Source organism: Pseudomonas allii (genome assembly GCF_055380095.1).
The window spans coordinates 6223562-6243452 of sequence record NZ_AP039450.1; the positions used below are offsets into that span (position 1 = coordinate 6223562).

At 61.6% G+C, this 19891-nt stretch carries 21 protein-coding genes; 8 read left to right on the top strand and 13 right to left on the bottom strand.

Annotated elements, in window-relative coordinates:
* Positions 1 to 13 precede the first annotated feature (13 nt).
* Positions 14 to 493: an RNA pyrophosphohydrolase gene (locus ACZ445_RS28640; RefSeq protein ID WP_003176750.1), complete on the bottom strand. Its 480-nt coding sequence runs from the start codon at positions 491 to 493 to the stop codon at positions 14 to 16.
* 143 nt (positions 494 to 636) lie between these two features.
* Between ACZ445_RS28640 and ACZ445_RS28645 the strand changes: the two genes are divergently transcribed.
* Positions 637 to 1293 (top strand): histidinol-phosphatase, encoded by a 657-nt coding sequence (locus ACZ445_RS28645; protein ID WP_058426510.1) that lies wholly within the window; start codon positions 637 to 639, stop codon positions 1291 to 1293.
* A 102-nt stretch (positions 1294 to 1395) separates the two neighbouring features.
* Here ACZ445_RS28645 and ACZ445_RS28650 read toward each other — a convergent pair whose 3' ends face one another.
* Both ACZ445_RS28650 and ilvA read right to left on the bottom strand, forming a co-directional pair.
* Positions 1396 to 1809, bottom strand: a complete 414-nt coding sequence (locus tag ACZ445_RS28650) for a DUF2269 family protein (RefSeq protein ID WP_058426509.1) — start codon at positions 1807 to 1809, stop codon at positions 1396 to 1398.
* Positions 1810 to 1850: 41 nt separating this feature from the next.
* A complete protein-coding gene (ilvA, locus tag ACZ445_RS28655) occupies positions 1851 to 3365 on the bottom strand; it encodes a threonine ammonia-lyase, biosynthetic (protein ID WP_058426508.1) in 1515 nt (504 codons plus the stop codon).
* A 137-nt stretch (positions 3366 to 3502) separates the two neighbouring features.
* Here ilvA and rpiA point away from each other — a divergent pair, with 137 nt between their 5' ends.
* Positions 3503 to 4174, top strand: coding sequence for a ribose-5-phosphate isomerase RpiA (rpiA, locus tag ACZ445_RS28660; RefSeq protein WP_053127902.1), 672 nt, complete (start codon positions 3503 to 3505; stop codon positions 4172 to 4174).
* A gap of 123 nt (positions 4175 to 4297) precedes the next feature.
* Here rpiA and ACZ445_RS28665 read toward each other — a convergent pair whose 3' ends face one another.
* The 4 genes from ACZ445_RS28665 to ACZ445_RS28680 all read right to left on the bottom strand — a co-directional run bounded on the left by ACZ445_RS28665 (position 4298) and on the right by ACZ445_RS28680 (position 8590).
* A complete protein-coding gene (locus tag ACZ445_RS28665; RefSeq protein ID WP_464707833.1) occupies positions 4298 to 5212 on the bottom strand; it encodes an SdiA-regulated domain-containing protein in 915 nt (304 codons plus the stop codon).
* A 120-nt stretch (positions 5213 to 5332) separates the two neighbouring features.
* Positions 5333 to 6259, bottom strand: a complete 927-nt coding sequence (locus ACZ445_RS28670) for an SdiA-regulated domain-containing protein (RefSeq protein WP_179030074.1) — start codon at positions 6257 to 6259, stop codon at positions 5333 to 5335.
* A 249-nt stretch (positions 6260 to 6508) separates the two neighbouring features.
* Positions 6509 to 7174, bottom strand: coding sequence for a fumarylacetoacetate hydrolase family protein (locus ACZ445_RS28675; protein WP_058426504.1), 666 nt, complete (start codon positions 7172 to 7174; stop codon positions 6509 to 6511).
* A 21-nt stretch (positions 7175 to 7195) separates the two neighbouring features.
* Positions 7196 to 8590, bottom strand: a complete 1395-nt coding sequence (locus ACZ445_RS28680; protein WP_179030073.1) for an FAD-binding oxidoreductase — start codon at positions 8588 to 8590, stop codon at positions 7196 to 7198.
* Positions 8591 to 8795: 205 nt separating this feature from the next.
* Between ACZ445_RS28680 and serA the strand changes: the two genes are divergently transcribed.
* Positions 8796 to 10025 carry a phosphoglycerate dehydrogenase gene (gene serA / locus ACZ445_RS28685; protein WP_058426502.1) on the top strand — a complete coding sequence of 410 codons (1230 nt, stop codon included), beginning with the start codon at positions 8796 to 8798 and terminating at the stop codon, positions 10023 to 10025.
* Positions 10026 to 10089: 64 nt separating this feature from the next.
* Here serA and ACZ445_RS28690 read toward each other — a convergent pair whose 3' ends face one another.
* Positions 10090 to 10530, bottom strand: coding sequence for a DUF4399 domain-containing protein (locus ACZ445_RS28690; protein ID WP_058426501.1), 441 nt, complete (start codon positions 10528 to 10530; stop codon positions 10090 to 10092).
* Positions 10531 to 10664: 134 nt separating this feature from the next.
* Between ACZ445_RS28690 and ACZ445_RS28695 the strand changes: the two genes are divergently transcribed.
* Positions 10665 to 11192, top strand: coding sequence for a transporter substrate-binding domain-containing protein (locus tag ACZ445_RS28695; protein ID WP_058426500.1), 528 nt, complete (start codon positions 10665 to 10667; stop codon positions 11190 to 11192).
* Here ACZ445_RS28695 and ACZ445_RS28700 read toward each other — a convergent pair.
* Positions 11143 to 11625, bottom strand: coding sequence for a 2-thiouracil desulfurase family protein (locus tag ACZ445_RS28700; RefSeq protein WP_058426499.1), 483 nt, complete (start codon positions 11623 to 11625; stop codon positions 11143 to 11145). The two genes, ACZ445_RS28695 and ACZ445_RS28700, sit on opposite strands and share 50 nt — an antisense overlap.
* 139 nt (positions 11626 to 11764) lie before the next feature.
* Positions 11765 to 12397, bottom strand: a complete 633-nt coding sequence (locus tag ACZ445_RS28705; RefSeq protein ID WP_179030076.1) for a 2OG-Fe(II) oxygenase — start codon at positions 12395 to 12397, stop codon at positions 11765 to 11767.
* A gap of 131 nt (positions 12398 to 12528) precedes the next feature.
* On the opposite strand from ACZ445_RS28705, the gene ACZ445_RS28710 reads away from it, so the two are divergent.
* Entirely contained in the window at positions 12529 to 13281 is a 753-nt protein-coding gene (locus tag ACZ445_RS28710) for a DUF2059 domain-containing protein (protein ID WP_058426497.1), read from the top strand.
* Positions 13282 to 13385: 104 nt separating this feature from the next.
* Here ACZ445_RS28710 and bipL read toward each other — a convergent pair whose 3' ends face one another.
* Entirely contained in the window at positions 13386 to 14309 is a 924-nt protein-coding gene (bipL, locus tag ACZ445_RS28715; protein ID WP_464708638.1) for a phospholipase BipL, read from the bottom strand.
* A gap of 99 nt (positions 14310 to 14408) precedes the next feature.
* Here bipL and ACZ445_RS28720 point away from each other — a divergent pair, with 99 nt between their 5' ends.
* Positions 14409 to 14984, top strand: coding sequence for a DUF6436 domain-containing protein (locus tag ACZ445_RS28720; protein ID WP_464704564.1), 576 nt, complete (start codon positions 14409 to 14411; stop codon positions 14982 to 14984).
* Between the two features lie 28 nt (positions 14985 to 15012).
* The gene (locus ACZ445_RS28725; RefSeq protein WP_464707834.1) at positions 15013 to 17367 is read left to right on the top strand and encodes a penicillin acylase family protein; all 2355 of its coding nucleotides are present in this window, start codon (positions 15013 to 15015) and stop codon (positions 17365 to 17367) included.
* Positions 17368 to 17409: 42 nt separating this feature from the next.
* Here the strand turns inward: ACZ445_RS28725 and ACZ445_RS28730 are convergent, their stop codons facing one another.
* Entirely contained in the window at positions 17410 to 18312 is a 903-nt protein-coding gene (locus ACZ445_RS28730; RefSeq protein ID WP_310862862.1) for an AraC family transcriptional regulator, read from the bottom strand.
* A gap of 102 nt (positions 18313 to 18414) precedes the next feature.
* Here ACZ445_RS28730 and ACZ445_RS28735 point away from each other — a divergent pair, with 102 nt between their 5' ends.
* The gene (locus tag ACZ445_RS28735) at positions 18415 to 18768 is read left to right on the top strand and encodes a carboxymuconolactone decarboxylase family protein (protein ID WP_016973032.1); all 354 of its coding nucleotides are present in this window, start codon (positions 18415 to 18417) and stop codon (positions 18766 to 18768) included.
* Here ACZ445_RS28735 and ACZ445_RS28740 read toward each other — a convergent pair.
* Positions 18746 to 19711, bottom strand: a complete 966-nt coding sequence (locus ACZ445_RS28740) for a GlxA family transcriptional regulator (RefSeq protein ID WP_464707836.1) — start codon at positions 19709 to 19711, stop codon at positions 18746 to 18748. The two genes, ACZ445_RS28735 and ACZ445_RS28740, sit on opposite strands and share 23 nt — an antisense overlap.
* Positions 19712 to 19891: the final 180 nt, after the last annotated feature.

Consider the following 19891-nt stretch of genomic DNA (forward strand, 5'->3'; position numbering starts at 1 on the left):
TCGAACTCCGTCGTCAGTCGCGCGCTAAAAGGCGCGGGGCAAGCTCTTTGAGCGCGCGACGATAAACCTCGCGCTTGAATGTCACCACCTGGCCCAACGGGTACCAATAGCTGACCCAGCGCCAGCCATCGAACTCCGGTTTACCGGTCAAATCCATCCGCACCCGCTGCTCGTTGGAGATCAGGCGCAGGAGAAACCATTTCTGCTTCTGGCCGATACACAGCGGTTGGCTGTGGGTACGCACCAGGCGTTGCGGCAAACGATAGCGCAACCAGCCACGGGTACAGGCCAGAATTTGCACATCTTCGCGCTCAAGGCCGACTTCTTCGTTCAACTCGCGGTACAAGGCGTCTTCAGGGGTCTCGTCGGGGTTGATTCCACCTTGAGGAAACTGCCAGGCATCTTGGTTGATTCGGCGAGCCCATAGCACCTGTCCGGCATCATTCGTAAGAATAATCCCGACATTAGGACGGAAACCATCGGGGTCGATCACGGCAACAACCTCGCAAACGCATGTCGCCGCATTGTTCCACAAAGGTTGATGAAGCGGCAACGAGGCTTCGTACCTTATGTGCACTCTTGTGAAAAGACCGTATTCTGGACGCCTTTTTACAGACTTTTCAGCGAGTAACTGCAATGCGCCTGGCTTTATTCGACTTGGACAACACCCTTCTCGGCGGTGACAGTGATCACGCCTGGGGCGATTACCTCTGTGAACGCGGGATTCTCGACCCGGTTGCCTACAAGGCCCGCAACGACGAGTTTTACCAGGACTACCTGGCCGGCAAGCTGGACAATGCCGCCTACCTGAACTTCTGCCTGGAGATCCTCGGCCGCACCGAGATGGCCCAGCTGGACGAGTGGCACAACGACTATATGCGCGACTGCATCGAGCCGATCGTGCTGCCGCTGGCCATTGAGCTGCTGGCCAAGCACCGCGCCGCCGGTGATACGCTGGTCATCATCACCGCCACCAACCGTTTCGTCACCGCGCCAATTGCCGCACGCCTGGGCGTTGAAACCTTGATCGCCACCGAGTGCGAGATGGAAAACGGCCGCTACACCGGGCGCAGCACCGATGTGCCGTGCTTCCGTGAAGGCAAGGTAACGCGCTTGAACCGCTGGCTGGAAGAAACCGGGTACAGCCTGGAAGACAGCTACTTCTATAGCGACTCGATGAATGACCTGCCGCTGCTGGAGCAGGTGACTCACCCGGTGGCGGTGGATCCGGATCCGAACCTGCGGGCCGAGGCCGAGAAGCGCGGCTGGCCGGTGATCACGCTGCGCAGCTGATGAAGCTATCGGGGGCAAGCCCCCTCCCACACTTGATCGGGTTCACACGGTCAACATGTGGGAGGGGGCTTGCCCCCGATGCAGACGACTCGGTCCAAAGCCTTAAACCGGCTTGGCGCCCATCAGACCGGCAATTGCCACAAACCCCACCAGACTGACCACCGCCAGCACCAGCGTGAAGTTCAGGCTACCGCCCTCGCCTTTGCGCAAGCGATTGAGCCGCGCCACCAGCCAGAACCAGGCCAACGCCGCCACGGTATAGAGGATGCTGGAACCCAGGATCCAGGTCTGGCCCAGCGGCCAGCCGACCAAGTGCACCAGCCACCAGCCGGTAAACGGCATGCTGACCACGCATACGCCCATCAGTAGCCAAACAAACGCCCACGGGCGCCGCACGGTCACCGCCGGGCCGGCGCTGCGTTTGCGCCAGGCCAGCAATGCCAGGCCAAGGCCGCTGAGCAGCAACACCACGGTGGCTGCCATGTGGATAACTTTCAGGGTGGTCAGGGTTTCCATGTGTCGTTTTCCTTAAAGGCCGCCCCCATCAGCGTAGTCGCTCAACCGAGGAACAGTGTGTAGGCCGGGTTATCGCTTTCATCCCAGTACGGGTAGCCGATGGCTTCCAGGGCGGCCGGTACCAGGTGACGTTCATCCGCCGGCACTTGCAGGCCGGCGACTACACGGCCATCAGCTGCGCCGTGGTTGCGATAGTGGAACATCGAGATGTTCCAGCGCCCGCCCAATTTGTTAAGAAAGTTGAACAACGCCCCCGGACGCTCCGGAAACTCGAAGCGCAACACCACTTCATCGCTGACCTTGGCCGCGTGTCCGCCGACCATATGGCGAATGTGCAACTTGGCCAGTTCGTTCTCGGTCAGGTCCAGCACCGGGAAACCCTGGCGGGTGAGGCTGGCGATCAGTGCGCTGCGCGGATCGTTTTCCGGGTGGGTCTGCACGCCGACAAAGATGTGCGCCTCGCTGCCGGAGTGGTAGCGGTAGTTGAATTCGGTGATCTGGCGTTTGCCCACGGCCTCGCAGAACGCCTTGAAGCTACCGGGCTTCTCGGGGATGGTCACGGCGATGATGGCTTCGCGACCTTCACCCAGTTCGGCGCGCTCGGCCACATGGCGCAGGCGGTCGAAGTTGACGTTGGCGCCGGAGTCGATGGCGACCAGGGTCTGCCCGGTGACGCCACGGGTCTCGACGTACTTCTTGATCCCAGCCACGCCCAAAGCCCCTGCCGGCTCGGTGATGGAACGGGTATCGTCGTAGATGTCCTTGATCGCCGCACAGATCTCGTCGGTGTTCACGGTGATCACTTCATCCACATAGTCCTTGCAGATGTCGAAGGTGTGCTGGCCGATCTGCGCCACCGCCACGCCATCGGCAAAGATGCCCACGGTCGGCAGCACCACGCGTTCGCCAGCAGCCATGGCGGCTTGCAGGCAGTTGGAGTCGTCCGGCTCGACGCCGATGATCTTGATCTCGGGGCGCAGGTATTTCACGTACGCCGCAATACCGGCGATCAGCCCGCCGCCGCCCACCGGTACGAAAATCGCGTCCAGCGGCCCAGGGTGCTGGCGCAGGATCTCCATCGCCACGGTGCCCTGCCCGGCAATAGTGTGCGGATCATCGTAGGGGTGGATATACACGTAGCCTTTTTCGTCGACCAGTTTGAGCGAGTAGGCCAGGGCTTCCGGGAACGAATCGCCATGCAGCACCACTTTACCGCCACGGGAGCGCACGCCTTCAACCTTGATTTCAGGCGTGGTCTTGGGCATCACAATGGTGGCCTTGACCCCCAGCACCTTGGCCGCCAGGGCCAGGCCCTGGGCATGGTTGCCGGCCGACGCGGTGACCACGCCGCGCGCACGTTCTTCGGCGCTCAGTTGGGTCAGCTTGTTATAGGCGCCGCGAATCTTGAACGAGAACACCGGCTGCAAGTCTTCACGCTTGAGCCAGACCTGGTTGCCCAGCCGCTCGGAGAGCTGGCGGGCGGTCTGCAGCGGGGTTTCTACGGCAACGTCGTAAACGCGCGAGGTGAGGATCTTTTTGACGTACTGTTCAAGCATCGGCGGATATCACTGGGCGGGTTGGGCAGGGCCAAGGAGTCTAACCCAGCGTTTGGGCGGGCGACCACACGAATCCAGAGGTTTTGTTGGGTTATACTCGCGCCCCTCGATAACTCCCCGCCCGTTCCGGAGCCCGCATGACCCAGGATCAACTCAAACAGGCAGTGGCCCAGGCCGCCGTCGATTTAATCCTTCCTAAACTCGACGACAAGAGCATCGTCGGTGTCGGCACCGGCTCCACCGCCAACTGCTTTATTGATGCACTGGCCCAGCACAAGGGCGCATTCGATGGCGCCGTGGCCAGCTCCGAAGCCACCGCCGCACGCCTCAAGGGCCATGGCATTCCGGTGTACGAACTCAACACCGTGAGCGACCTGGAGTTCTACGTCGACGGCGCCGATGAAAGCGACGAACACCTGAACCTGATCAAAGGCGGCGGCGCAGCCCTGACCCGCGAGAAGATCGTCGCCGCCGTGGCCAAGACCTTCATCTGCATCGCCGACGCCAGCAAACTGGTGCCGGTACTCGGCGCCTTCCCACTGCCGGTGGAAGTGATCCCGATGGCCCGCAGCCACGTGGCCCGCGAGCTGGTCAAGCTGGGCGGCGACCCGGTGTACCGCGAAGGCGTGCTGACCGACAACGGCAACATCATCCTCGACGTGTTCAACATGCAGATCACCAACCCGGTGGAGCTTGAAACCCAGATCAACGCGATTGTCGGCGTGGTCACCAACGGCCTGTTCGCGGCGCGTCCGGCCGATGTGCTGCTGCTGGGCACTTCGGAAGGCGTGAAAACCCTCAAAGCCTGAGCACACCGCTGAGCTAATGTGGGAGGGGGCTTGCCCCCGATGAGGGCGTGTCAGTCAACAGATAGTTGGCTGATACATCGCTATCGGGAGCAAGCCCCCTCCCACATTGGTTATGCCATGTTTTCAGGGACTGGTTTTCTTGAAGACGTAGAACAGGTTCGGCTCGCTGACGAGGTACAACGCGCCCTCGTCATCCATGGCGATACCTTCGGCCTGCGGCACCCGCTTCGTCAGGCCATGGCGCCCGTTGAGCAGTGACAGACTGCTCAGCGGGCGACCGTCGATATCCAGTTCCAGCACCAGGAACGACTCATCCGACAGCGCCACCAGATGGCCGCTGCGCTCATCGTATTGCAGGCTCGACAGGTCACGCACAAACAACCCGGCATCCCGCTTGGGGTTGTTGATCACGTGCACCGAGTAGGTTTTTTCCGGCTTGAAATGCGGGAAGCCGTGCACCTCGTAGATCAGCATCGGGTCGCGCTCCTTGGCCACGAACAGGCGCTTGCCCACGGAGTCATAGGCCAGGCCTTCAAAGCCCTTGTTGCCACCGACATGCACACCCAGGGTCATCTGCTCCGCATCGGCGGCGTCGAGGAATTGGGTGTCGTCGTCCACGTGCACCTTGATCAGCCGCTGCTGGCGCTCATCGCTGATGACATAGATGTTGTCGCTGATGAACTCCACGGCTTCGGCATCGCCAAACCCGATCAAGGGGATGCGCCGCAGGATCTTGCCCTCCTGGGACAGTTCGATCAGTTCGGCGTTTTTATTGGTGACGGTGAACAGGCTTTTGCGCACCGGATCGTAGGTCAGGGCCGAGACATCGTCGTCGAGCCCCTCGATGACCTTGGCTTCCAGCGTTACTTGGTAGTCCGCCAGGCCGATCGAACGTTCATCGGCCGGCTGGCGCCACACTTGCCAATTGAACCAGGCACGTTCGAACAGGCGAAAATGCTGCGCAACGGCCCCGGCGCTGACCAGGGCGATCAGCGCAAGCATGATGAACAGGGGTTTGGGACGGGCTAGTCGTTGCATCGGGCGGACTCAAATTCAAAAGTGGCGAATGAATATCACGCCCGTCTGAATTTAAACTTAAACACGCCCGGATGTCTGGCAGATGCCGCTCACAGAGACCTATCTGACGTAATCGGTGTGCTATTTCTGCTTTTCGAACCGGTAGAACAGGTTGGGCTCACTGACGATGTACAGCGTGCCGTCCTCGTCCATGGTCACGCCTTCCGCCCGAGGAATGGTGTGTTTAAGGCCATTGAAGCCGCCGAGCAGGGTCATGAAGCTCACTTGCTCACCCTTCTCGTCCAACTCCAGCAGCAGGTGGGAGTCGGCCGACAGCACCAGCAAATGGCCGGTACGCGGGTCGACGGCCAGGGCGGAGAGGTTGCGCATGTCCAGTTCTTTACTCGCCAGCTTTTGTTTATCGCCCGCCAGGGTCGGGCCGCCGTCGCTTTTCCAGGTGAACAGCGCGGGCGGGCGCTCTTCGCCAAGGATCAACTGCTGGTTGCGCTTGTCCCAGGTGATGGCTTCGAAGGCCTTGTTCTGGTCCTTGGACGGGCCGAGGTCATAGCTGGTGAAGTCGGCCTTGTTCAGTTGGGTGGTGCTCGCATCGACCTTGACGACGGTCAGGGTGTGCTGGCGCTCGTCGACCACCGCCAACAGGCCATTTTCCATCACCGTCACGCCTTCCGGGTTGTCCCAGCCGTTGAGCGGCATCTTGCGCAGCACATCGCCTTGCAGGCTCAACTCAGCCAGGAACGGGTTTTTGCCCATCACGGAAAACAGGGTTTTGGTCTGCGGGTTGTAGGCGACGTCAGACGCTTCGTCCTTCTCCATCCCCGGCAAGAGCTTGCCATCGATGACCGCATGGTAGTCCGGCAGCCACACACTCTGCTGGCGCGCGGCAGGTGTTTCAAAGCGCTCCAGCAACCACAGCACACCGCGGTCGTCCCAGTGCATGGCCCAGGCCACGCCATACAGGATCACCCCTGTCAGCAACAGCCAGGAATACCAGCGCATGGCAAAACGGGAACGCGGCTTGGGTGTAGCGGAGGGCTGGGACACGGCCATTGGGCGCTTTTTCCGGAAAGTCAGCGTTAGGTGATAGCACAGGAACAACAGGCCTGCGCGCACGAGGCTGAGGATTATCCGGATGGCGTGTGAAAAAAATGCAAAAGCCCGCAGGTGAAATGTACTCGGACCCAATGTGGGAGGGGGCTTGCCCCCGATTGCTGAGTGTCAGGCAACAGATGTCTGACTGATAAACCGCTATCGGGGGGAAGCCCCCCTCCCACAATGTTGACCGCGCTTTGTCAGTGCTTAACGAACAACGCTTTCAAAGCGATTCTGGCCCGCCAATTCCAGCACCAACTCATCCCCCACATTCAGCGGGCCCACTCCGGCCGGGGTGCCGGTGAGGATCACGTCGCCGGCCTGCAGCGAGAAGCAGCCGGCCATGTGCTGGATCATCGGGATGATCGGGTTGAGCATCTGCGCGCTGTTGCCGTCCTGGCGCACTTCACCGTTGATGGTCAGGCGGATGCCGATGTCGGTCACGTCGGCAAAGGTGCTGCCCACCACGAACGGTGCAATCACCGCCGCGCCGTCGAAGGACTTGGCGATTTCCCACGGCAGGCCCTTGGCTTTCAACTCGGCCTGCTTGTCACGCAGGGTCAGGTCCAGGGCCGGGGCGAAGCCGGAGATGGCGTCCAGTACTTCTTCACGGCTGGGCTTGTTCGACAATGGCTTGCCGATCAACACCGCGATTTCCGCCTCGTAATGCACCGAACCGCGCTCGGTGGGGATCGTGAAACTGTCGCCCAACGACACCACGCAGCTGCCTGGCTTGATGAACAGCAACGGCTCGGTTGGCACCGGGTTGTCCAGTTCCTTGGCGTGTTCGGCGTAGTTACGCCCGATACACACCACTTTCCCCACCGGAAAGTGGATGTTGGTGCCGTCGACATACTTATGCTGGTAGCTCATGGAACGACTCCTTCAGGGCGGTTAAACAGCGAAGATCTTGCCAGGGTTCATGATCCCGTTCGGGTCGAACACCGCTTTCACTGCCTTCATGTATTCGATTTCAACCGGCGAGCGGCTGTAGGTCAGGTAATCGCGCTTGGTCATGCCCACGCCGTGTTCGGCGGAGATCGAACCGTTGTACTTCTCGACGGTTTCGAACACCCACTTGTTCACGGTGGCGCACTTGGCAAAGAACTCGTCCTTGCTCAGGTTTTCCGGCTTGAGGATGTTCAGATGCAGGTTGCCGTCGCCGATGTGACCGAACCAGACGATCTCGAAGTCCGGGTAGTGTTCGCCGACGATCGCGTCGATTTCCTTCAAGAACGCCGGTACTTTGGAGACAGTCACCGAAATATCGTTCTTGTATGGGGTCCAGTGGGAAATGGTCTCGGAGATGTACTCGCGCAGTTTCCACAAGTTGTGCAGTTGGGTTTCGCTCTGGCTCATCACGCCGTCCAGCACCCAGCCCTGTTCCACGCAGTGCTCGAAGGTTTCCAGCGCGTGGTTGGCGACTTCTTCGGTGGTGGCTTCGAATTCCAGCAGCGCATAGAACGGGCATTCGGTTTCGAACGGCGCCGGCACGTCGCCACGGCCCATGACCTTGGCCAGGGCCTTGTCGGAGAAGAATTCGAAGGCGGTCAGGTCCAGTTTGCTCTGGAACGCGTGCAAGACCGGCATGATCGAGTCGAAGTCAGTGGTGCCGAGCACCATGGCAGTGAGGTTCTTCGGCGCACGGTCGAGGCGCATGGTGGCCTCGACCACAAAGCCCAGGGTGCCTTCGGCGCCGATGAACAGTTGACGCATGTCGTAGCCGGTGGCGTTCTTGATCAGGTCGCGGTTCAGCTCCAGCACGTCGCCCTTACCGGTGACGACCTTCATGCCGGCCACCCAATTACGGGTCATGCCGTAGCGAATCACCTTGATCCCGCCGGCATTGGTGCCGATATTGCCGCCAATCTGGCTGGAACCCGACGACGCGAAGTCCACCGGGTAGTACAGGCCTTTTTCTTCGGCGACGTTCTGCAATTGCTTGGTGACCACGCCCGGCTGGCACACGGCGGTGCGGTCGGTGAGGTTCACATCGAGAATCTGGTTCATGTAGTCGAACGACACCACCACTTCGCCGTTGGCCGCCACGGCAGCGGCCGACAGGCCAGTACGCCCACCGGATGGCACCAGCGCGACCTTGTGGATATTGGCCCAACGCACAATGGCCTGGACCTGCTCAGTGGTCTTGGGGAAGACGATGGCGGTCGGCGCGGGTGCGAAGTGCTTGGTCCAATCCTTGCCGTAAGCCTCCAGGGAGTCTGCATCGGTCAGCACTTTGCCGGGCTCAACCAGGGTCTTTAGCTCATCAATCAGGGCAGGATGGGTCATCGACAGAACTCTCGAACAATTCATGGTCATCCTGAGAACGCTTCACGTCGCAGGAATGAGTGTTTAGCGGGGCGCGTATGCTAGCATACCGCCCCCGCAGGACAGAGCCCAAGGGCGTTTCTGCGGTGACGGCTTTCCTGCCGTCCGGGTCAGCTTATGTGATCCGATTCCCTGCCATTTTTCTCCGGGATACAGGTTTACGCAGATGAGCAAGACTTCTCTCGATAAGAGCAAGATCAAGTTCCTTCTTCTGGAAGGCGTCCACCCATCGGCCGTCGAAGTTCTGAAGGCCGCCGGGTACTCCAGCATTGAGTACATCACCAGTTCTCTGCCGGAAGCCCAGCTCAAGGAAAAGATCGCCGACGCGCACTTTATCGGCATTCGCTCCCGCACTCAGCTGACCGAAGAAATCTTCGATCACGCCAAGAAACTCGTGGCGGTCGGCTGTTTCTGCATCGGCACCAACCAGGTCGACCTGTCTGCTGCGCGCGAGCGTGGCATCGCGGTGTTCAACGCACCGTACTCCAACACCCGTTCCGTGGCGGAGCTGGTGCTGGCCGAGGCCATCCTGTTGTTGCGCGGCATTCCCGAGAAGAACGCTTCCTGCCACCGTGGCGGCTGGATCAAGAGCGCGGCCAACTCCTTCGAGATCCGTGGCAAGAAGCTGGGCATCATCGGCTACGGCTCGATCGGTACCCAGTTGTCGGTCCTGGCTGAAGGCCTGGGCATGCAGGTGTTCTTCTACGACACCCTGACCAAGCTGCCATTGGGCAACGCCACCCAAGTGGCCAGCCTGACCGAGCTGCTGGGCATGTCCGATATCGTGACCCTGCACGTTCCGGAAACCGCTGAGACCCAGTGGATGATGGGCGAGAAGGAAATCCGCGCCATCAAGAAGGGCGGCATCCTGATCAACGCGGCACGCGGTACCGTGGTCGAACTGGACGCCCTGGCCGATGCGATCAAGGACAAGCACCTGATCGGCGCCGCCATCGACGTGTTCCCGGTCGAGCCTCGCTCCAACGACGACATCTTCGAAAGCCCGCTGCGTGGCCTGGACAACGTGATCCTGACCCCGCACATCGGCGGTTCCACCGCTGAAGCCCAAGCCAACATTGGCCTGGAAGTGGCCGAGAAGCTGGTCAAGTACAGCGACAACGGTACCTCGGTATCGTCCGTGAACTTCCCGGAAGTGGCCCTGCCGGCTCACCCTGGCAAACACCGTCTGCTGCACATCCACCAGAACATCCCTGGCGTGATGATGGAGATCAACAAGGTCTTCGCGGAAAACGGCATCAACATCTCCGGTCAGTTCCTGCAGACCAACGAGAAGGTCGGCTACGTGGTGATCGACGTCGACGCCGAGTACTCGGACCTGGCGCAAGAGAAGCTGCAGCACATCAACGGCACGATTCGTAGCCGCGTGTTGTTCTAAGGTTTCAACCGCACCACGAAAAAGGGAGCCCCTCGGGGCTCCCTTTTTTGCATCTGAACAAATCTTACTTGACGTTAACCGTGATCACTTTCGAGGCTACAGTGGGCTCGAACTGGCGGTGCACGTTATCGCCCGCTACCAGCTGCAAGGTGTGCTTGCCTGGGGCCAGTGTCAGCTCGGTTTCGGTTTGCGCCTTGCCGAAATGAATCGAGGTGGCGGTGGCCGGGATCGCCTCGTCTGCTTTGAGCGACGTCACGTCCTGGTCGACCAGCAGGTGATGGTGACCGGCACCGGGCACCTGCTTGTCAATCGGTTCCAGGTCCAGACCCTTCACGCCAAACTTGACGGTGAAGGTCTTGTCGACGGTCGCGCCATCTTTGGGCGAGACGATAAACACCTCGGCGCCTTTGGGGGCGGGGGTGCGCGGAACATCAGCAGCATTCGCCAACATCGAAGCACCCAGCATCAGGGAGGCCAGGGTGGCACGGGACAAAAGGGCTTTCATTCGCTTCTCCAGTTTTTCTGTGAAATCTGTAGGGTTATGACAACTTCGCGACAAATTGCTGTCCAAGGCACTCGACACCATAGCAAAGCGATGCTGACCGGCGCCTCGCACATAAAAATTCTCTAGGAGTGACCATGCGCTTTTCGCCTGGCCTGTTACTGCTGCTTCCCCTTCTGAGCCCCCTGGCTCACGCCGAACTGGTCGATGATGTGTTCGATCGTGGCGAACTGCGCATCGCCCTTGAAGCCAATACGCCACCGTTCAACTTCAAGGACGGCGACAAACTCACCGGTTTTGAAGTGGAACTGGGTGAACTGCTGGCCAAGGAAATGGACGTGCGCTCCTCGTTCATCACCACCGATGACGCCGACTTGCTGCCAGGGGTGGCAACCGGCAAGTACGACGTGGCCATCAACCATATCGCTAAGACTGCCGACCTTGAGGATCAGTTCGATTTCAGTGCGGCTTATCGCGAGAAGCCCGATTTGGTGATCCCGTTCCAAAAGGGTAACCCCGCGTTCAAGACGAGCCTGGACGGCGCGCTGAAACGGCTGAAGGAGGATGGCCGATTAAAGGCGCTGTCGCAGAAGTGGTTTGACGCAGAAGCCCCGACTACAGCTGCGCCAGTGCCCGCGCAGCCTCAGGCAACTCCAGCTCACTGAACACCTGAACGCCGTGGCGCTTGAGCAGCGCCGCGGTTACGCCCTCGCCACTCACTTTCACGCCGGTAAACGTGCCGTCATAGGTGAGCAGGCTGCCACAGGACGGACTGTTGGCCTTGAGCACGGCGATACGGATGTCGTGGCGCTGCACCAGCACGAGTGCCTGGCGGGCACCATCAAGGAACGCTGCGCTGAAATCTTCGCCCTCAGCCGTCAGCACCTGGGCACGCCCCTCCCACACATCCACGCCCTGCCCGCCGGGGATCTCGGCAGCAGGTCGTGGCGTTGGCAAACCACCCGACACTTCCGGGCAGATCGCAACCACACGCCCCTCCGCCTGCCACGCCGCCAATTGGTCGAACGGCCCGCTGGCCCCGCCGTCGTAACGCACCCTGTGCCCGAGCAGGCAGCGGCTGATCAGAATCTTTTGCATGCTTAAAACCAGCCTTTAGGTAAAACAGGCGATAGGTACCCTGTGGCGAGCGGGCTCGCCACAGTGCAGTGTTCGCACTTAATGGGATGGTATCAGCCAGATATGGCCGGTTTTTCAAAGACCTTGAAAGGCATGATGCTTAAAACGGCTCGTTGCCCCGCCGGCGAAACCAGCCGGTGAGGGACAGGCGTTCGCGCGTGGCGGGCATCACTTCGTGGGGCACCTCGCCCGACAGGAACACCACCAGGCATCCGCCAGTGGGCACCACATCGTATTCGACGCCGTCCTTGAGGTACATGCGCAACTGGCCGCCATGTTCGGGCAGCCAGGCGTCATTCAAGTAGATCACCGCCGAGACCATGCGCCGGTCATCGTCGCGGAAACGGTCCAGGTGCTTGAGGTAAAACGCCCCCGGCGGGTACATCGCGAAGTGGCTTTCGAAGTCCTCCAGGCCAAGGAACAGACCACGGTTCATCGCCAGGCGCAGGCTATCCATCACCGCCATGTAAGTGTCGCAAACCGCCGCATCGCCCTCTTCCAGCCACTGGATGTGGTCACCGCGAATGCCTTCGCGGATCTCCTGGGCCGGGCCGCGCCCTACCGCCGCCGGGGCCAGCTCACCTTCGGCCTTGCGTTTACGGCACTCAGCCGCCAGCTCCAGGGTCAGTACCTGGGGCAGGAAGCCGTCCTGTCGCGACCAGCCCTTTTCGGCCAGGTCGTCGACAATACGTTGCAGCAAGGGGTGATCGAGGGGTATTTGCATGGCGCGCATAGTATCCATACGCCTGTGAATCCGACAGAGCCGCCGAGCGTCTGAATGCACTTTAGTCAGGTGACTGATAGGACTTCTCGACAAATCCTACGCCCGACACGGACAATAGTGGCCGACTGACAGGAGTCCCTATGCGTCGTTTGTTTTTTTCCTTGCTGATGTTCTGCGTTTTGCCCGCCTGGGCAGACGGCCATGACCAGTTGTACAAGGTCGCCGGCTGGGCCGAACAACGTGCGCATTTCAATGACGCCCTCAGTGCCGCCCAGCAACGCTACCGCAATAGCCTGCCGCCGGCGGTGTACCAGGCGCTGGTGGACAACAGCAGTAAACGCTTTGCCGCCCAGGCGGTGGACCAGCGTGCCGAAGCACAGCTGCGCAAGCACCTGCCGGACCCGAAGCCTGCCCTGGCGTTTTTTCAATCGCCCCTGGGCCGCAAGATTGTTGCCGCCGAACTGCTCGCCACCCGCCGCGACCAACTGGCGAAAAACGCCCAGGGTTTGCCGAAAGTCGAAGCCGACGCCACCCGCAGCCTGATCATCGGCCACCTGGCCCAGGCCCTGCCGGCCCGTGAAGCCGGCGCGGAAGTCAGCCTGGCGATTGCCGGCGTGGCGGCCGACAGCCTGAGCCAGATGATCCCCGGCCTGCTGGGCGGCGGCCAGGCCCAGGGCATGTTGAATGGTCAACGTGAGCGGTTGATGCAGCAGATCGACAAGGACCTGAACAACACGCTGCTGTACGTCTATCGGGATTTGTCCGACCCGGAGCTGGAAGAGTTCGCGACGTTTGCGGAGTCGCCGGAGGGTAAGGCGTATTACCAGGCAGCCCTTGCCGCTATTCGCGCCGGGCTGGCGGTCGGGCAAAGCACTTCCAGCCTTACGCAGTAAAAAATGTGGGAGGGGGCTTGCCCCCGATTACAGTGGGTCAGCTACAGATAAGCTGACTGATCCACCGCTATCGGGGGCAAGCCCCCTCCCACATTTGGATCGCGTTAGTTCAGGTGTTGGGTGAGATAGCTGAAGTACTGCTCGCGAATCTCCGGAATCTCATTGGCCAAGTGATGCCTGCCACGCGGCAGCATCAACACCTCCGGCTGGTCGAACTTGCTGCGCAACACCTGCAGGTTGTGCTGCCAATCAACAGTCATATCCTCTTCACCCTGCACAATCACCGGCCGCCGCGGACTGCGCGGTGCGGCTTCGATGCGTTTGATCCAGCGCGCCAGGGCCCCCACCCAGGCAGTCGGCAATTGGCGCGGCTGCAGCGGGTCGGCTTCAAGGAACGGTTTGAACGCGGGGTCGTGGGTGTTTTCGCTGAACCGTCGCGCAATGCCTTTGACGAAGGGGCGCAGCAGGTAATAACTGACTTGCGACCAGCCCCAGGCACGCGGGCGCACCAGGGGGGACAGCAGGAAGGTCTTGCCCTGGGCCGGGCTGTCGGCGCCGTGGTTGAGCAGGTGGTCCACCACCACCGCGCCGCCGGTGCTTTGCCCGAACAGGTGCCAGGGTTGCGGCAACTGCAATGCTTCGGCCTGGGCAAACAGCGCCTGCACCACGTGCTGGTACACCGCGAAATCATCGATGCTGGCACGCGCACCGCTGGACAGCCCATGTCCGGGCAGATCGCAGGCGATCACCACAAAACCCTGGTCCAGCGCCCACTTCACCACATGGCGGTACAGCCCCATGTGGTCATAGAAGCCGTGGAACATGAACAGCGTCGCCACAGGCTTGGATGGCCACCACACTTGCGCGACCACCTCGAAACCGTCCACCTCGAAGCGCCCCAGGCGACTCACGGCCTGGTCCAGCCCGTAGAAACGCTGGTAGACCCGTGCCTCGGCTGAAAGCGGTTGCGCATCCACCAGGGGCCGCAAGCTTTCGCGCAGATGATCGGGGTCAAAGGTGACGGGCATAAAGGCTTCCAGACTGGCGGCGAAGATGAATATCGAGCTGCGATATTCATCTGTCAGGACAAGCATGGCAAGCTACGCGACCTTCGAGGATACATCTGAATGCGACAGCCCTACCGCACCGCCCTATTCGCCAGCCTGGTCCTGGTTATCTGCGCCGGCGTGCTGTGGGCAGCATATGACTGGTTCCAGGGCCGCTACCTGCGTGCCTTCAGCGAACACACGGCGGTGTTTTCCGGCGACCCATTGAAGCTGCCCGCCGACCTCGCCGGCCCCGGCCCGATCCGCCTGGTGCACTTCTGGGACCCGGCCTGCCCGTGCAACGTCGGCAACCAGCAGCACCTGGGCGAGCTGATCGAGCAATACGCGCCCCAAGGCGTCGAGTTCTACGCCCTGCAAAAGCCCGGCAGCCACGGCCAACTGCCCGACAACCTGCGCACGATGAAAACCCTCGCCGCCCTGCCCGGCGCCGACCAGGTGCCGGTCAGCCCGGCCGTGGGGATCTGGGATCGCACAGGCAAGCTCGCGTATTTCGGCCCCTACAGCGAGGGCCTCACGTGCAATTCCAGCAACAGCTTTATTGAGCCGATCCTCAAGGCCCTTGAAGCGGGGCGCGAAATAAATGCTACTCACACCCTGGCAGTGGGCTGCTATTGTTCGTGGCCAAAAGGCTCGTAGCCCGCCTCTCTCTTGGTAAGGAATGTTCATGAAGCGCGTCTTGCAGGTGTTCGCGGTTCTGGTCGTGCTGGCTGCCCTTGGCGCAGGCGCGTACGTCTATAGCAAACAGCCCACCCGCCAGGGCACGGTGACGCTGGCCAACCTGCAAGGCTCGGTCACGGTGCGCTACGACGACCGTGGTGTGCCGCATATCCGCGCCGAGAACGAAACCGACCTGTATCGCGCCCTCGGCTATGTGCATGCCCAGGACCGTCTATTCCAGATGGAGATCATGCGGCGCCTGGCGCGTGGTGAACTGGCCGAGGTGCTGGGCCCCAAAGTGCTGGAGACCGACAAGCTGTTCCGCAGCCTGCGCATTCGCGACCGCGCCGCGACCTATGTGGCGCAACTGGATCATGAGTCTGCGCACTGGAAGGCCCTGCAAGCCTATCTGGACGGCATCAACCAGTATCAGGACAGCCACGCCCGCCCGATGGAGTTCGACGTGCTGGGCATCCCCAAACGGCCGTTCACCGCCGAAGACACCATCAGCGTCGCCGGGTACATGGCCTACAGCTTTGCCGCCGCGTTTCGCACCGAGCCTTTGCTGACTTACGTACGTGACCAATTGGGCAGCGACTACCTGAAAGTCTTCGACCTCGACTGGCAGCCCAAGGGCGCCCTCAACCTCGCCGCCAGCGACTGGCAGGCCCTCGGCGCCCTCGCCTCACTGAGCGAACAGGCCCTGGCCGACAACGGCCTGCCGCAGTTCGAAGGCAGTAACGCCTGGGCCATCAGCGGCAACCGTACCAAGAGCGGCAAGCCGTTGCTGGCGGGTGACCCGCATATTCGTTTCTCGGTGCCGTCGGTGTGGTACGAAGCGCAGCTGTCGGCGCCGGGTTTCGAGCTGTATGGCTATCACAACGCACTGGTGCCGATGGCATTCCTGGGACACAACCTGGATTTCGGCTGGAGCCTGACCATGTTCCAGAACGACGACCTCGACCTGATCGCCGAGAAGGTCAACCCGGACAATGCCAACCAGGTCTGGTACCACGGCCAGTGGGTCGACATGACCCGCACCGAGCAACAGATCGCGGTGAAGGGCCAGGCGCCGGTGACGTTGACCCTGCGCCAATCGCCCCACGGCCCGATCATCAATGACGTGCTCGGCGAGAACGCCGGCAAGACCCCGATTGCCATGTGGTGGGCGTTCCTCGACACCCAGAATCCGATCCTCGAAGGCTTCTACCAGCTCAACCGCGCCGACACCCTGGCCAAGGCCCGAGCCGCTGCAGCCAAGGTGTCCGCGCCGGGCCTGAATATCGTGTGGGCCAACGCCAAGGGCGATATCGGCTGGTGGGCGGCGGCGCAATTGCCGATTCGCCCGGCCGGGGTCAACCCCGGTTTCATCCTCGATGGCAGTACCGAACAGGCCGATAAACCGGGTTTCTACCCCTTCAGCGCCAATCCGCAGGAAGAAAACCCGGCACGCGGCTATGTGGTGTCGGCCAATGCTCAGCCCGCGTCGCCCACCGGTATGGAGATCCCCGGCTATTACAACCTGGCCGACCGTGGTCAGCAGTTGAATGCGCAGTTGAGCGACAAGAGCGTGAAATGGGACGTGAACAACAGCCAGGCCTTGCAACTGGGCACCACCACCGCTTTCGGCCCGCGCCTGCTGGCGCCGCTGTTGCCGGTACTGCGTGAGGTGGTCAAGGACCCGGCACAGTTGAAACTGGTGGAGCAGCTTGCACGTTGGAAAGGTGACTACCCGCTGGACTCCACCAGCGCCACGCTGTTCAACCAGTTCCTGTTCAACCTGACCGACGCGGCCTTCCACCCGAAACTCGGCGACGGCATGTTCAAGACCCTGCTCACCACCCGCGTGATCGACGCCGCCCTGCCACGCCTGGCCGCCACGCCGGATTCGCCGTGGTGGGACGGCAAGCGCGCTGACACCGTCAAGCTCGCCTGGGACAACAGCCTCGCGCACCTCAAGGCCACCCTCGTCGATGACCCGAGCCAATGGCAGTGGGGCACCGCGCATACCCTGACCCACGGCCATCCATTGGGCATGCAGAAGCCTTTGGACAAGGTGTTCAACGTCGGCCCGTTCCCTGCGCCGGGCAGCCATGAAGTGCCGAACAACCAGTCGGCCATGATCAGCCCGGCGCCGTGGCCGGTCACCTACGGCCCCTCGACCCGCCGCTTGATCGACTTCGCCGATGCGGCTCACGCACTGACCATCAACCCGGTCGGGCAAAGTGGCGTGCCGTTTGACCGACACTACAGCGACCAGGCCGAAACCTACATCGAAGGTGGCTACGAACAGGCGCACTTCACCGATGAGGAAGTGACGGCCAATACGCGCGGGACGCTAAAGCTGTTGCCCGCCAGATAACCGCTTAAAACGCGCTCCCACATTGGATATACGCTACAGCGGCTACCGTGCCCGCACACGCCCCGGCGCCTCGCCGTAGGTTTCCTTGAATTTCTTGCTGAACGCCGCCTGGGACTGGTAACCCACCTGGGCGGCGATATCCAGCAGGCTCAGGTGCGACTGGCGCAACAGGTTGAACGCCAGCTCCATGCGCAATTGGGTCAGCAGCACCCACGGCGATACGCCCGCGACTTTCACAAAGGCCCGCGTGAAGGTGGCGCGTGACATCGTCGCGGCGGCCGCAAGGCTATCGATGGTCCACTCATGCCCTGGATCGGCCAGCATGGCTTGCCAGGCCTTGCTCAGGCGCTTGTCGTTAAGCAACGCGAAGGTGCCGGCGACCGGGGCCTGACGGGCGAGCCAGGCGCGCAGGATCAGGGTGAACAGCGCCGATGACAACGCATCGATAAACGCGCGGGCGCCCAGTTGCTGGCCGTCCGCTTCGCTGCGCAATAACGCGATCAACGCCGCCAGTTGCCCGTCGCCCTGCCACTCGCGACTGGACACCACCAGGTACTCCGGCAACGCGCCAAGCAGCAGCGACTGACGGTTGTAGTGAAAGCTGCCGCAGAGCATGTCCAGGTCCCGCTGGTCACCGCCCAGGCGGTGCACCGTGAGCACACCGCCTTCGATGACCTTGGGCTGCATCGGCCGGATCCGCGCGCCCTGGCTGCGCAGCAAATGCGTGGCACCGCCGGGCATCAGCAAAATATCGCCCTGCTCCAGGGTCACTTGCTGCCCACCCGACAACTCGGCGCGGCAGGTGCCACTGAGCACGATGTGATAGGGCGCGATACCCAGGCTTTCCGGCGCATGATCCAAGGCCCAGTCGCCCTGGAACTGGCAGCGCAGATCCAGGCTGCCGCGCAGGTTGGCCAGTGCGATAAGCGTGTCGATCGAATTCATTTGCGAGCATCGGTCAAAAACATGAGCGGATTGAACAATAACGCCGCCCCCGAACGGAAGACACTGGCTCCACACCACCCAACCCGTTGAGGAGTTACCGCAATGTTCAATAACTGGTCCGACTTGCTGCCTACCGTGAAGAAAGCCTTTGGCGCGCTGGGCAAGAGCAACCCGAAGATGGTCAAAGCCTACATGGCGCTGGGCGAAGCTGCCGAGGAAAACAACGTCCTCGATGCCAAGACCCGTGAACTGATTTCCATCGCCGTGGCCATCACCACCCGCTGCGACGGTTGCATCGGCGTGCATGCCGACGCGGCCATCAAGGCTGGCGCCACCCGCGAGGAAGTCGCTGCCACGCTGGCCACCGCAATTTCGCTGAATGCCGGCGCGGCGTACATCTACTCGCTGCGCGCGCTGGAAGCCTACGACACGCTCAAACCGGCGCCGCAAAGTTAAGCCGGAACTGTTGCGGCGTCACGCCCAGCCGGCGGTTGAACACACTGCGCATGTGCTGGGCATCACGAAAGCCACATTGATAGGCCACGGTCTTCAGCGGTGTGGGGCTGCTTTCGAGCATCACCCGCGCCGCGTCTACCCGCGCCCGCTCGACAAACTCCGCCGGCGTGATCCGCGCCTCACGGGCAAACACCCGGGAAAAGTTGCGCGCACTCATGTTGGCGGCCTTGGCCAGGTCGGCAATGGTCAGGTCCCCGGTCAGGTTCGCCAACACGTACAACTGCACCAACGCCACCGCCGAGGTGGTTTCGGCATGGGGCGTCAGAAACGGGCTGAACTGCGACTGCCCGCCCGACCGCTGGGTGAACACCACCAGGTGCTTGGCCACGCTCAATGCGACTTCCGGGCCATGGTCCTGGGCCAGCAGATACAACGACAGATCGATGCCCGCCGTCACCCCGGCCGAGGTGTAGAGATTGCCGTCCTGCACGTAGAGACGGTCGGCTTCGACCTGGGCCGTGGGGCACAGGCGCGCCAGGTCAGCGGCATCGTTCCAGTGGGTGGTGACGGTTTTCCCGTCCAGCAGCCCGGCGCGGGCCAGCATGAAGGCGCCGTTGCAGATCGAACCGAAGCGCTGCGCACGCGTCGTGGCGCCACGCAACCAATCATCAAATTCGGCGCCAAAGTCGTCGAAGGGTAACTGCGGGCCGCCCGCGACCAGCAGCAGGTCATGGGGCTGAAGGGCTTCGCTGTAATGCCGGTGGGCCTGCAATGAAAGGCCGTTGGAGGCGGCCATGCTGCCGTGGCCAACGCCAATGACCTCCAGCTGGTAATGGTCCTGCGGCGGCAGAAAACGGTTGGCTTCGCAGAACACGTCCATGGGACCGGTCACATCCAGTGACTGGACGCCGGGGAAGATCAGGATGGCGACGGTTTTGCTCATGAGCAGGCACACCTTCTCTAACTGGATAAACACAGAACCCCTGTGGGAGCTGGCTTGCCTGCGATGCAGACGCCTCGATCATTCAGGTATACCGAGTCGATGCTATCGCAGGCAAGCCAGCTCCCACATTTGACCGAGTACACCTTTGGCACGATGTACAACCACATTGGCCGGGATCGC

Excerpts from the sequence above, each read along its gene's own strand:
- ACZ445_RS28645 (WP_058426510.1), top strand. The coding sequence starts at position 637 with ATGCGCCTGGCTTTATTCGACTTGGACAACACCCTTCTCGGCGGTGAC.
- ACZ445_RS28650 (WP_058426509.1), bottom strand. The coding sequence starts at position 1,809 with ATGGAAACCCTGACCACCCTGAAAGTTATCCACATGGCAGCCACCGTG.
- ilvA (WP_058426508.1), bottom strand. The coding sequence starts at position 3,365 with ATGCTTGAACAGTACGTCAAAAAGATCCTCACCTCGCGCGTTTACGAC.
- rpiA (WP_053127902.1), top strand. The coding sequence starts at position 3,503 with ATGACCCAGGATCAACTCAAACAGGCAGTGGCCCAGGCCGCCGTCGAT.
- ACZ445_RS28665 (WP_464707833.1), bottom strand. The coding sequence starts at position 5,212 with ATGCAACGACTAGCCCGTCCCAAACCCCTGTTCATCATGCTTGCGCTG.
- ACZ445_RS28670 (WP_179030074.1), bottom strand. The coding sequence starts at position 6,259 with ATGGCCGTGTCCCAGCCCTCCGCTACACCCAAGCCGCGTTCCCGTTTT.
- ACZ445_RS28675 (WP_058426504.1), bottom strand. The coding sequence starts at position 7,174 with ATGAGCTACCAGCATAAGTATGTCGACGGCACCAACATCCACTTTCCG.
- ACZ445_RS28680 (WP_179030073.1), bottom strand. The coding sequence starts at position 8,590 with ATGACCCATCCTGCCCTGATTGATGAGCTAAAGACCCTGGTTGAGCCC.
- serA (WP_058426502.1), top strand. The coding sequence starts at position 8,796 with ATGAGCAAGACTTCTCTCGATAAGAGCAAGATCAAGTTCCTTCTTCTG.
- ACZ445_RS28690 (WP_058426501.1), bottom strand. The coding sequence starts at position 10,530 with ATGAAAGCCCTTTTGTCCCGTGCCACCCTGGCCTCCCTGATGCTGGGT.
- ACZ445_RS28695 (WP_058426500.1), top strand. The coding sequence starts at position 10,665 with ATGCGCTTTTCGCCTGGCCTGTTACTGCTGCTTCCCCTTCTGAGCCCC.
- ACZ445_RS28700 (WP_058426499.1), bottom strand. The coding sequence starts at position 11,625 with ATGCAAAAGATTCTGATCAGCCGCTGCCTGCTCGGGCACAGGGTGCGT.
- ACZ445_RS28705 (WP_179030076.1), bottom strand. The coding sequence starts at position 12,397 with ATGCGCGCCATGCAAATACCCCTCGATCACCCCTTGCTGCAACGTATT.
- ACZ445_RS28710 (WP_058426497.1), top strand. The coding sequence starts at position 12,529 with ATGCGTCGTTTGTTTTTTTCCTTGCTGATGTTCTGCGTTTTGCCCGCC.
- bipL (WP_464708638.1), bottom strand. The coding sequence starts at position 14,309 with ATGCCCGTCACCTTTGACCCCGATCATCTGCGCGAAAGCTTGCGGCCC.
- ACZ445_RS28720 (WP_464704564.1), top strand. The coding sequence starts at position 14,409 with ATGCGACAGCCCTACCGCACCGCCCTATTCGCCAGCCTGGTCCTGGTT.
- ACZ445_RS28725 (WP_464707834.1), top strand. The coding sequence starts at position 15,013 with ATGAAGCGCGTCTTGCAGGTGTTCGCGGTTCTGGTCGTGCTGGCTGCC.
- ACZ445_RS28730 (WP_310862862.1), bottom strand. The coding sequence starts at position 18,312 with ATGAATTCGATCGACACGCTTATCGCACTGGCCAACCTGCGCGGCAGC.
- ACZ445_RS28735 (WP_016973032.1), top strand. The coding sequence starts at position 18,415 with ATGTTCAATAACTGGTCCGACTTGCTGCCTACCGTGAAGAAAGCCTTT.
- ACZ445_RS28740 (WP_464707836.1), bottom strand. The coding sequence starts at position 19,711 with ATGAGCAAAACCGTCGCCATCCTGATCTTCCCCGGCGTCCAGTCACTG.